Source organism: Aromatoleum evansii, from assembly GCF_012910805.1.
GTDB lineage: Bacteria > Pseudomonadota > Gammaproteobacteria > Burkholderiales > Rhodocyclaceae > Aromatoleum > Aromatoleum evansii.
On record NZ_WTVK01000008.1, the window covers coordinates 23,554 to 35,618 of the forward strand.

7 protein-coding genes are annotated in these 12,065 nt (G+C 62.5%); 6 read left to right on the forward strand and 1 reads right to left on the reverse strand.

Annotated elements, in window-relative coordinates; genetic code table 11:
* Positions 1-206: 206 nt before the first annotated feature.
* Positions 207-6,839, forward strand: coding sequence for an anti-phage protein ProA (proA, locus tag GO615_RS05395; protein WP_169126014.1), 6,633 nt, complete (start codon positions 207-209; stop codon positions 6,837-6,839).
* A 365-nt stretch (positions 6,840-7,204) separates the two neighbouring features.
* Here proA and GO615_RS05400 read toward each other — a convergent pair whose 3' ends face one another.
* Positions 7,205-8,134, reverse strand: coding sequence for a WYL domain-containing protein (locus GO615_RS05400; RefSeq protein ID WP_246262164.1), 930 nt, complete (start codon positions 8,132-8,134; stop codon positions 7,205-7,207).
* 197 nt (positions 8,135-8,331) lie between these two features.
* Here GO615_RS05400 and GO615_RS05405 point away from each other — a divergent pair, with 197 nt between their 5' ends.
* The 5 genes from GO615_RS05405 (at position 8,332) to GO615_RS05425 (ending at position 11,994) form a co-directional block, all read left to right on the forward strand.
* Positions 8,332-9,267 carry an AAA family ATPase gene (locus GO615_RS05405; RefSeq protein WP_169126016.1) on the forward strand — a complete coding sequence of 312 codons (936 nt, stop codon included), beginning with the start codon at positions 8,332-8,334 and terminating at the stop codon, positions 9,265-9,267.
* The gene (locus GO615_RS05410; protein WP_169126017.1) at positions 9,264-9,740 is read left to right on the forward strand and encodes a CBASS system Cap8 protein; all 477 of its coding nucleotides are present in this window, start codon (positions 9,264-9,266) and stop codon (positions 9,738-9,740) included. Before GO615_RS05405 ends, GO615_RS05410 begins: the two co-directional genes overlap by 4 nt.
* Positions 9,737-10,237 (forward strand): HORMA domain containing protein, encoded by a 501-nt coding sequence (locus tag GO615_RS05415; RefSeq protein ID WP_169126018.1) that lies wholly within the window; start codon positions 9,737-9,739, stop codon positions 10,235-10,237. The genes GO615_RS05410 and GO615_RS05415 overlap by 4 nt, the downstream gene beginning before the upstream one ends.
* Positions 10,237-11,142 (forward strand): CBASS oligonucleotide cyclase, encoded by a 906-nt coding sequence (locus GO615_RS05420; RefSeq protein WP_169126019.1) that lies wholly within the window; start codon positions 10,237-10,239, stop codon positions 11,140-11,142. Before GO615_RS05415 ends, GO615_RS05420 begins: the two co-directional genes overlap by 1 nt.
* Before the next feature lie 141 nt (positions 11,143-11,283).
* The gene (locus tag GO615_RS05425; RefSeq protein WP_228218310.1) at positions 11,284-11,994 is read left to right on the forward strand and encodes a DUF6602 domain-containing protein; all 711 of its coding nucleotides are present in this window, start codon (positions 11,284-11,286) and stop codon (positions 11,992-11,994) included.
* Positions 11,995-12,065 lie beyond the last annotated feature (71 nt).

Sequence of the window (12,065 nt, forward strand, 5' to 3'; positions counted from 1 at the left end):
AACGCTGCTGAACAGCCCATCGCCCTGTTGCACGCCAATGTCGTGCTTGCCGTGACGGACGCAACTCGCCCTTCGCATATCAGTATGATAAAAGCACCTGTCTTGCCATCTGGACGTGCAAGGTCGGACCCTGGCCCAGGGGGCACGGAAGGCAGCCAGCAAATGAAGAGTGCCGCGCCAGCGGCTCAACTCGGCGGAGGGAAAAAATGGAAGAGCGGCAGGCACAAGGCAATACTGCCTCTGTAGACCACGCGCATCACATCGATGCAACGTTGGTCGCGAAGCTGAATCTTGCGGACTTCCAGAACGCAGTCCCGCTGCTGCGAGAGCTCAGCGTCGCGAATGACGCTGCCGAGACCATCACCGGTCTCGAGCTTCGCCTCGAATCGGCCCCGGCCTTTCTTAAACCGAAGCTCTGGCGGATCGACGCCGTCGCCGCGGGTAGTCGGTATCACGTCACCGACCTGGACGTGGAACTCGATGGCGGGCTGCTGTCGCGCCTGACCGAAGCCGAGAAGGCCACGCTATCGTTTGGACTGCGACGCGCTGGCGATATCCCGGACGAACTGGCTCGCCGCGACTGCATCGTCGAACTTCTGCCGCGCAATCAGTGGGGCGGGCTGTCCCATCTACCGGACCTTGTGGCGGCGTTCGTCCAGCCAAACGAGCCGGCCGTCGAGCGCCTGCTGAAGCAGGCGGCTGAGATTCTCCGTAAAAACGGTCGAAATCCGGCACTGGACGGCTACAACGGTGGCCCGAAACGGGCGTGGGAGCTCGTGTCCGGCATCTGGAGCGCAGTTGCGGCGATGGGCCTCGACTATGCATTGCCGCCGGCGAGCTTCGAACACGCCGGGCAGAAGGTGCGCGGTCCGGCGCAGATCGCCGAGTCCGGGTTGGCGACCTGCCTCGATCTCGCTTTGCTCTTCTGCTCGGCCCTCGAACAGGCGGGCCTGAATCCGCTACTGATCTTCACCAAGGGGCATGCCTTCACCGGGGTCTGGCTCAAAGCCGAAGAGTTCTCAACCACGGTAGTCGACGATGTCACCGCACTGCGCAAGCGCGTCAAGCTTAAAGAGCTCGTGCTGTTTGAAACGACGGTCGTTACCCAACGCCCCGCACCGTTGTTTTCCGAAGCCGCCCGGCTCGGCGAACAGCAGATTTCCGAGGAGAAGGAAGAAGGCTTCGAGCTTGCGGTGGATATCCGTCGTGCCCGCCTGCAGCGGATCAAACCACTGGCAAGCCACGAGGAGCCTGTCGCCGTTGCCCCGGCCGAGCCGCCCCCTGTGGTCGAGCTTCCGGTCGAAGATGCTCCGGATCTGCCCGACGAAGACATCACCGTCGAGGCAGATCCGGCCACGCTCGATCCCAAGGATCGACTCGCACGCTGGCAGCGGAAGCTCCTCGACTTGTCGCTGCGTAACAACCTGCTGAACTTCAGGGCCGGAAAGAAATCGCTGCGACTCGACGCGCCCGATCCGTCCTCGTTCGAGGACCTCCTGGCCGGGGGACAGTCCGTCAAGCTCCTGGCGCGGCCCGACCTCATGGACGGTTCGGACCCGCGCAGTCAGGCGATCTATGAGGCGCGCGAGCGCGAGGACCTGCGCCGGGCGCACGCCCTCGACGCCCTGAAGCGATGTGAGGTGTTCGTCGGTCTCGCGCAGGATGAGCTGGACGCGCGCTTGGTCGAGTTGTACCGGTCAGCCCGTAACACCATGCAGGAAGGCGGCGCCAACACGCTGTTCCTCGCCTTGGGCTTCCTGTCCTGGACGCGCGACGACAAAGCCGGCCAGCGCTACCGCGCGCCGTTGATCCTCGTGCCGGTCACGCTGAACCGCAAGAGCGTCCGTTCGGGCTTCACCTTGACCCTCCATGACGACGAGCCACGGTTCAATCCGACGCTCATCGAAATGCTACGCCAAGACTTCAAACTCAATCTCGGCGTTGCTGAGGGCGAGCTCCCCAAGGACGAGGCCGGTCTCGACGTCGCCGCCATCTGGCGGACGGTCTCGCAGGCGATCAAGGACATCAAGGGTTGGGAGGTGACGGAAGACGTCGCGCTGGCGATGTTCTCCTTCGCCAAGTACCTGATGTGGAAGGATCTGACCGAGCGCACCGATCAACTACGCGAGAATCCGGTGGTGCGTCACCTTATCGACACGCCCCGCGAGCCCTATCCCTCGGGCGTGGCCTTCCCGAATCCCAAGCGCCTGGATCACGATTTCGCGCCGGAGCAGACCTTCTGCCCCCTCCCGGCCGACTCCTCGCAGCTTTCGGCAGTCATGGCCGCTGCCCGCGGCAAGGACTTCGTCCTGATCGGCCCGCCGGGGACCGGCAAGAGCCAGACGATCTCCAACCTCATCGCGCAGTGCCTGGCCGAGGGCAAGCGCGTACTCTTCGTCTCCGAGAAGATCGCCGCCCTCGACGTGGTGTACCGCCGTCTGCGGGAGGTCGGCCTGGGGGAGTTCTGCCTCGAGTTGCACTCCAGCAAGGCCCGCAAGCTCGATGTACTGGCCCAGCTCCAGCGTGCCTGGGAGGCCCGCGGCGAAGTCGATCCCGAAGTATGGCGCACGGAGGCGGCGCGGCTGAACAGGCTGCGCAGCGAACTCAACGCCTATGTCGAGCGATTGCATTACCGGCACCGAAACGGCATGACGATCTTCGAAGCGATTGGTCGCATCGTCGATGGGGCGAATCTGCCCGCCCTGGCCATGTCCTGGAACACGCCGGGCTTGCATGACGTTGCCGCCCTGGAAACGCTGCGCGACATCGCCGACCGTCTGGAAGTAAACGCCCGGGCGGTCGGGTATGACCGTCTCCTCAACAATCCGCTGGCGCCCATCGCGCATGGCGACTGGTCACCCAATTGGCAGCAAGCCGTGCTCGATGCGGCGCGCGCTGTCGTTTCCGTGGCCGCGGCGGTCGAGCAGGCCGCTGAGCGATTCCTGCAGGCGATCGGACTTTCGCCAATCACGCTGGACCGCAGGACCCGTGGGGCCGTGGCCGTACTCGCTCGTACCCTGCCGAATGCCGCGGGGCGCGACTGGCGCTTCGTGTTACGGGCCGATGCGCGCTCGATCGGCGAACGGCTGCAGGCCGGTACCGCGCTCCTGGCCCGGCACCGGGCTGCAAATGACGCGCTCTCACCGCAATGGCCGGAGGGGGTGGTTGCCGCATGCCTGCAGGGTTTGCAGCTCCTGCAACAACGCCGGAAGACACTGGCCCAGATCCCCCAGCCGTGGGCAAGTGACGTGGCCGATGAGCTGCGGAAAGGCATCGGGCTTCTGGACGAGATGCTCCAGGCGACGAAGCAACTCTCGGTGCAGTACGGCGAAGGGGTCGAGTTACTCAACGTGAGCCAGCTCCAGCGCGAATGGGCCAAGGCGGAGAAGGCGATCTGGCCCCTGTCGTGGCTTGGGAAGCGCCGCATCCGCAAGCTGCTGGATGGCGCCGTCGCCGGTGAGGGAGAGCCCGATGTGGCGAAGGATTTGCGCGCGCTCGTCCGGATCCGCTCGCTGCGTGCCGAGGTCGCCGCCCTCGAAATCGGTGCTGCGACGGACGGCGTCTGGGCCGGCCTGCGGACACGTGCGGAGCTCGCCCAGTGCGCGCTGAGCTTTCAAGGCGCGCTGCATGCCGCACGGAACGAGGAGCCGTGGGACGATAGTGGCTTCGACCCCATCGCCGAAGGGCGCTGTGGCGAGCGCATGGCCACGGCGCTCGCCCAGCTGCGGGAGCTGCGGGCGCTCGATGGCGAGCTGAAAGCGCTGGATCACCTCGGCGCCGCCACCAGCGGCCTATGGGGTGGCCTGCAAACCCACACCGATCATCTCGCTGCCGCACTCCGTTTCCTTGCCGCCGTGCCGGACGTGCGGGAATCGGGGCGGTTGTCCGGCGATCACGAGGCGGTGGCCCAGGGCGCGTGCGGCGCCGTTTTGGCGAACGATCTTCGGCAATTGCATGAGCGCGCCGAGCTCGAACGTCAGCTTGCCGACTACGATGACCTGCGAGAGCTCACGGCTGGGCTGTGGAACGGCCTCAAGACCCGCATCGACGAGGTCGAACAGGCCCTGAAGTTCCAGAGCGCGATTTCGGCCGCGGTGGCGAGCCTAGCGAGCACACCGGAGCAGATCAGCGCGGTCAAGGCGCCGCTCGAGCGCCTCATCGGGGAGGGCAATGCCCTGCTGGCTGCCGGCGGCGCGATCGCCGAATCCGGCAATACCTATCTCGAGGCATGGGGCTGCTTACAACCGGCTATCGACCACCTCGCAGGCGCCGGGTACTTCTCCGACAGCACCAAGAACGAATTCGGCGAGCGAGCACTCGACGAGCTCATGGCGCGCTGCGCGGCCATCATCCACGCTGAGCACCGTCTTCACGCCTGGTGCGCGTGGCGCAAGACGCGCGACCAGGCCGTGGCGCAGAGCCTGACGTCGCTCGTGGCGGGCATCGAGCAGGGCTCCGTTGCCGAAGGGAGCGTGCGTCGCGCCTTCGAAACCAACTACAGCCGCTGGTGGCTGAACGCGGTGGTCGACGAAGAGCCCGTGATCCGCAGTTTTGTTTCGGCCGAGCACGAGAAGCGCATCGACGACTTCCGGGCGCTCGACGACCGCTTCACCGCGCTGACGCGGGCCAGCATCCGCGCCGCGCTGTGCGCGGAGCTCCCCACCCAGGAGAGCGTCACTCGCAACTCGGAGTGGGGCATCCTGCGCCACGAGATGAGCAAGAAGAAACGGCACATGCCGCTTCGCGAGCTGCTGTCGCGAATTCCGGCCGCGCTGCCCAAGCTCACGCCGTGCCTGCTCATGAGCCCACTGTCGATCGCGCAGTACCTCGCCACCGATGCCTGCGCCTTCGATGTCGTGGTCTTCGACGAGGCATCGCAGATCCCGGTATGGGATGCGGTGGGTGCGATCGCCCGCGGCAAGCAGGTCGTCATGGTCGGTGACCCGAAGCAGCTGCCGCCGACCAGTTTCTTCGACCGTGCCGAGTCGGATCTGGACGACGAGGATGTGGAAGGGGACCTGGAGAGCATCCTCGACGAGTGCCTGGGGGCCAACCTGCCGACCATGAATCTCGCGTGGCACTACCGTAGCCGCAATGAGAGCCTGATCGCCTTCTCCAACCATCGGTACTACGGCGGTTCGCTCGTCACCTTCCCGTCGCCGGTCACCGAGGACCGAGCGGTGAGCTTTCACCACGTCAGCGGCGTGTACGAGAAAGGCGGCGCCCGCATCAACAAGCCGGAGGCCAAGGCGCTGGTCGCCGACCTGGTCGCGCGGCTGAAATCGCCGGGATTCAGCGCGTCGGGCCTCACTATCGGGGTGGTCACCTTCAATTCCGAGCAGCAGGCGTTGATCGAGGACCTGCTCGACGAGGAGCGCCGCAAGGATCCTTCCATCGAACCCCATTTCGCCGAGACGGCGCTGGAACCCGTGTTCGTGAAGAATCTGGAAAGCGTCCAGGGGGACGAGCGCGACATCATGTACTTCTCGATCACCTACGGCCCCGACCATGCCGGTGCAGTCTCGATGAACTTCGGCCCAATGAATCGCGACGGCGGTGAGCGGCGCCTGAACGTGGCCATTACCCGCGCCCGTCACGAGCTGCGGGTCTTCTCCAGTCTCAAGGCCGAGCAGATGGATCTTGCTCGCACCCAGGCTGCGGGCGTGCGTGATCTCAAGCACTTCCTGGAGTTTGCCGAGCGAGGTCCGCGCGCTCTAGCGGAAGCCTCCAGCGGCAGCCTGGGCGGCTTCGAGAGCCCGTTCGAGGCGGGAGTGGCCGCCGCGCTCGCCCACAAGGGCTGGCAACTGCACACACAAGTCGGGGTTTCCGCCTTCCGCGTCGATCTCGCGGTGGTACATCCCGAAGCAGCGGGCTCCTATCTCGCCGGGATTGAATGCGACGGCGCCACCTACCACCGGTCAGCCACGGCCCGCGATCGGGACAAGCTCCGCGAGCAGGTCCTGCGCGGCTTGGGCTGGGAAATCCTGCGGGTCTGGTCCACCGACTGGTGGATCGATGCCGAGGGCACCCTGAACACGCTCGATGCCCGCCTGCGCGCACTCCTCGAGGCGAGCAGCGCCAAGCGCGCCGCGGAGGCGGAGAGGGCAGAAGAGGCATCACGGCTCGTGGCCGAAGCCGTGATCGCCCGGGTCAAGGAGCAGGCGGAGGCGGAGGCGACGCCGGCCTCTCCCGAGGAGGCCGACTCGGCGGGGACACCAGCCGACGGCGCCACATCGGATGCTGACAACTGGAATGGTCATCGCGATGCGGAGATCGCCCCCACGACATATACGAGGAACGCCGCGGCATCGCCACCTGCGGCGACCGCCGTCTTCGTCGAAGCAGACCCGGCGTCGGTGGTTCCGGCCGTCAATCCGGACGCGTTTTTCGAGGCGGCCTATGACGCTACGCTGAGCGCGCAGATTGCCCACGTCGTGAATGTCGAGGGACCCGTGTTGGACTCCGTGCTCGCCCGCCGCATCGCCCGCGCCCACGGTTGGTTGCGGACCGGTTCGCGCATCAGGGAGCGGATCGAGGCGCTGGCCGCGCAGGCGTACTCGACCACCAAGGAAGACGTCGGGACGTTCTACTGGCCAAATGGCGTCGATCCCATAACACCCGTCGTGTTCCGGGGATCGGCCGATGCTGCAAGGGCGGTCGACGAAATCTGCTTGGAGGAGCTTGTCGCGCTGGCGCGCGATGTCTTGGCCGACGGCACACCGGAGGATGACTGCATCGTCGCGATGGCCCGCCGGGCAGGCTTGCACGCGCTCAGGGCGCCAAGTCGCGCCCGCTTGGAGAAGGCGATGCAATGTGCGGTCGCTCGACGAACGATGTAGGAGCGCCGCCACCTTCGGTAAGGTCAAGTTCGAATTGTAATTCGGGCCGGTGTTGGCATGAGCGGAGTCGGGGAAGGACAGGCCTCAGTCGGACGCATGGGGTGCGCGGCGCGAGTAGGTGCGGAGGCTCGTCGGTCGAAACGACGTTCCGCTCCTGCGGACCGAACGACTGCAATCTGCGCGAACTCGGGACACTCGCTGTCGACCGGGGCTCGGCCATGCTGACGGTGCCATCAGTTCAGCGAAACGACCGGTATTGAACACTCTCCCGACATTGCCGATCGTGGTGGCACTTGAGTGGCCCACACCGCTAACCGTGTTACCACCGGCTGCACAAACGCCGCTCAGTTAGAGCGTTTGCAGGGTTACAAGGCCTTGATGGTTCTGTTGGGCCCGTCAGGCCTTGGATCCTTGTAGCCCGGAGCCAAGGAGGCGTTGCTTGCACCATAAAGCGCCAACGGGTCTGGCAGCCAGAGCGCGTACTCAAGACCTCTAAGACTATGATCGGGTGAGCAATCTACCGTCCAACGTCGAAGCATATAGCCTGCATTCGCCGCTCGTACCTTCACCTTCAACACCCCGTCCGGCATGTCGTAATCCATTCGAACGACTTCCGGTCGCGGATGTTCGGGGTGGGGTATCAGTTCAAGCTCGATGATGCGACTCCACTGGACGTCGTGCTCGACGGTTTCCTCCTTCGCGATCGGACTGTCCTCCAGTACGGTCGGGTTCGCCATCCGCGTGAAAACGAAGTCGCGGAATTGCTGACTGCGGCGGTCGAAGGCGCGCACATGCCAGCGAATGCCGATATCAACTAGCGCCAGAGGGACAATTTCCCGTTGGGTTTTGCCGCTCTCTATCGACGTATAGCCAAGGCTGATCGCTTTGCCTCTGTTGATTGCTCGCGTAATTGGCGCGAGTACCGACATCTTCGGCAGGCTCAGCGCATTCGGGAACTCGCACCGGACCATCGGCTGCAGTTGGTTCCCAATTCCCTCACCGAACCCCTGTGACAAAGCGGTTAACACCCGCTGCGGTGAGTGCTCGAAAAGCGGAGTGAAGGCCGGTGTGGGTCGATATACCTTTGTAGTTGGGTCCAACTCCAAGTTCTCGGGCGCAATCTCCCTGTATTGCGCGATGTCCCGGGTAGCGCCGGCTGGCCCTGTCTCGAAGCGCTCAACTACGTCTGCGCGACGCAGCTCACCCAAGAAGTACAGCTTGAAGTCGATGTGAGAGAGACGCTCGCGCTGAACTAGTGGGAGGTGCTCTAGGTCGCGTTGGCGACGTTCAGTCATGCTTTCCATCATTTTGTAATGATAGCCCGACTCGAGCAGGACTGAAACTCATCTTACACTGTTGACGTGATCAGAATGATCACATATCATGGCAATCGTGGGTGTGACCCGTCATCATTGCTAAGAACATCCGCCGGAATCTGCGCCTCGCATTGCGGTGGGCTGACACCATGCACCTCACACTAGGAATTTTCGCCATGAAGCCTACGAACCCAGTCCCCCTGCACGACGTCCAGTTTCAAGATCTGCCCCGCGGAATCAGTTCGGTCCGAGCCTTGCCTGATGCCGAACTGGCTGCGCTATGGGATAGCATCGTTGTCGGGGATGGCATCAAGGACACGCTGCTTGCTCAGGCCGTCTTGAACTACACGCTCCGGCCGAAGGTAACGCCCAGCGTATTGCCGATGCATGGCGTCATTCTGCTCGTTGGTCCTCCAGGTACGGGCAAAACTTCGCTGGCCAAGGGCTTGGCCAGCATGGTCGCAGCCTTGATGAAGGGGGCAAAGTTCCGTTTGGTAGAAGTAGACCCCCATGCGTTGACAAGCTCGGCTATGGGGAAGACGCAGCGGGCTGTTGGGGAGTTGTTTTCTCAGTCGATTGCCGAACAGGCGGTTAACGGGCCGACTATTGTGCTGCTGGACGAGGTCGAGACGCTGGCAGCCGACCGCACGCGAATGAGCTTGGAGGCCAACCCCGTCGACATCCATCGTGCGACCGACGCCGTCTTGGTCCAGCTTGACGCCTTGGCTGCTTCCCATCCGCAATTGTTGTTCTTGGCGACGAGCAACTTCCCGCTGGCCATCGACCAAGCTTTCACATCGCGATGTGACCTAGTCATCGAGGTGCCGCTGCCGGGTGCACAGGCGGCCCGCCAAATTCTGCACCAATGCCTGAGCAGTGTCGGCGAGATGTTCCCGTCCATCGCTAGACTGGCCGATAGTCGAGAGTTGGACCGCGTGGCTGAGACGGCCGCTGGTCTCGACGGCAGGACGCTGCGCAAGCTCGTCGTCAACGCGATGGCGCTGCGCAAGGAAACCGCGTTAGACCCAAACAAACTGACCCTAGCCGACCTGGAGGCCGCCGCACGAAAGGCACAGAGCAGCAGGGCTGCCGCTAAAGGGGAACATCAATGACGACTGTGGTTCGGCGAGACTTCCGCAGCATTCCTCACCGCGATGCGTCGGCTACTTGGGCCGCGATTGTCGAGTTGCTAACTGCCGGCGGGGACGACGCAAAGCGCAAGGAACTCCAAGCAGTAGCTGGGGTAGCTTGCAGTGTTATTGCGGACCAAGGTCCGCGTGAGAGTCCCATCGTTGCCACCTGCGATGGACCGCGCACACGTATCTATTGCAGCTACGATGACGACGCGCTGGACGACTCTAACAGCAACGAGACAAAGCTCGGCTTTGATGCCCTCAAGGGTGACTGGCAGGTATCGCTGCCTGTTGCAGAAGAAGATCTGGCTTGGGTGCAATCAGCGCTTACGCAGCACAGCACACGCGTCGTCGCCCGCGACAAGAATTCCGGAATTGCCGTCGAGAAGGAAGAGCGGGCCGCAGCCAGTAATTCGATGACGTTGGATGTGGAAGGGTTTTGGAAGTCATGACTACCGTATCGGCATACTCCTACACCCACTCCGTGACGTACGTGGCGGACAACGTGCTCAAGAGCTTGAAGGACATCATCCGTTTGAGCGGCATGGACCCGACCAAGCTCACCAACGTGTGGGAGAGCACGCACAATGCAATCCGAACCTGGCTGGCGAGCGAGCACCTAGAGAAGGTCGTACTCGAGGTCTACAACCCGGTGACCAACGCGCTGGCTTTGCGTTGGGATATCGACATCGTCTACCAGTGGTCCAGCAGCGATGGTGCGTTCTATACGGACACCGACCAACTCAGGTACCACATCAAGAAGGCCGGTGTCGCTCCGGCCAGCGCGAGCTACGACATCTTGCTCAAGAACAAGCCCGGTTGGCCTGCCGTTGCCGGTTGGGGGGCAGGCTCGTTTCGTGCGACCGATGGCATGATCCGGCAGAGCCTTGGCTCGACGATTGAACACAGCGGGCTGGGTGGCAGCGCCGCATATTGGAGAACCCGCTAATGCTGAACTTGGATGAAGCCTTCAGGAAGTTCAAGAGCCGCCTTGAACTCAACGACCGCGAGCAAAAAAACGCTAGCAACCGCCACACCGAGGTGCGCGAACACATCAGATCGCGGTTTTCCATCAGCCGCGACTTCCTGACAGGGTCCTATGCTCGGCACACCAAGACGAAGCCACTGAAGGACATCGATATATTCTTTGTTCTGGCCGAATCGGAGCGGAAGACATACCGAGAGAAGGCGCCTAGCGTGGTACTTGATGACTTTCATAATGCGCTGGTCGATAAGTACGGAAAGGACGCAGTGCGCAAGCAGGGCAGGTCGGTCAATGTTGACTTTGGCGTGGTCGTCGATGCCGACGACAATACCGACTACCGCGTACTCAGTATTGATGTGGTTCCGGCCTTTGCTGACGGCGAAAACTACGAGATCCCCAATGGCGACACCGGCAAATGGATGAAGACCAACCCGGAAATTCATGCTCAGGAGGCGAAGGATGCGCATCAGGCCTACTCCAATGAGTGGAAGGGCCTCGTGCGAATGGTGAAGTACTGGAACAACAATGCAAAGCACGGAAAGGATAAGCCGGTGAAGCCATCATTTCTTATTGAGGTGATGGCGCTGCAGTGCCTACATGGAGGCTGGCAAGGGCGGTTCGACTACGAGATTCAGGCTTTCTTTTCCTCATTGGCGGACCGCATTGAGGATGAGTGGCCCGATCCTGCAGGTCTAGGCTCTCCCGTGAGCAACGGCATGGATGAACAACGCAAAGCCCGAGCCAAGGAGCTGCTCCAGGCGGCAAGCCGTGAGGCATCGAACGCCATCAACCTGGCGCGCAAGGGCCAGAACGGTGAAGCGCTAAAGGCTTGGCGTCAGTTGTTTGGCCCCAAGTTCCCGCTATCCTGATGAACGACATCGTAACGAGACCCAGGTGTTCTCTGCACTTGGGTGCGCCATCGGCTTGCAGCCGCCCCAACATTCACTCTGAATTCCTTGCCTATGCCAACTTCCAGGCCCTCGACTGCTCTCCTGGCACCCGACAACGATGTGTCATGGCTGCGTGACGCCTTTGCCAAGGTTCAGACCAATCTGAGAAGTCAGATGGAGCTGGCGTCTCAGTCCATTAGTCATGCCGGTACGATGGGCTCGGTCAACGAAGAGCATTGGCTGGACATCTTCCGGTCCTACCTACCCAATCGGTACGACGTTGCTAGCGGCATCGTCATCGACAGCGTAGGCGGCCGAAGCGATCAGATTGACGTGGTTGTATTCGACCGGCACTTCACACCGACTTTGCTTGACCAAAAGAATCACCGTTACATTCCGGCCGAAGCCGTCTACGCGATGTTTGAGTGCAAGCCGACTATCGACAAGGCCTACATTGAGTACGCTCAGGAGAAGGCCGCATCGGTACGTCGCATGCATCGCACGTCCGTATCCATCGCGCATGCCGGTGGTGTCTACAAGCCCAAGGAACCATTTCGGATACTTGCGGGGCTTCTAGCGCCCCGTGCCGGTTGGGCGGATGGGCTTGGGGAATCGCTTCGCCGCAACCTAGGCACAGAGGATATCTCTAAGCTCGACTGCGGCTGTGCACTGGAGCATGGCAGTTTCGATTTTCATGACGGCGAATTGCTGGTCGCGACAGAGCAAGGTGCGCTGATCTTCTTTCTGTTCCGCCTGTTGTCGCGCCTTCAGTCATTGGGAACAGTGCCAGCCATCGACTGGGCGGCCTACAGCAGAATTATTCGCGCATAGGGAACCGCGAGATCACCGAGGTTCTTACCCAGGATATTGATATTGGTTGCCTGCCCCATACCCAAGTTAAA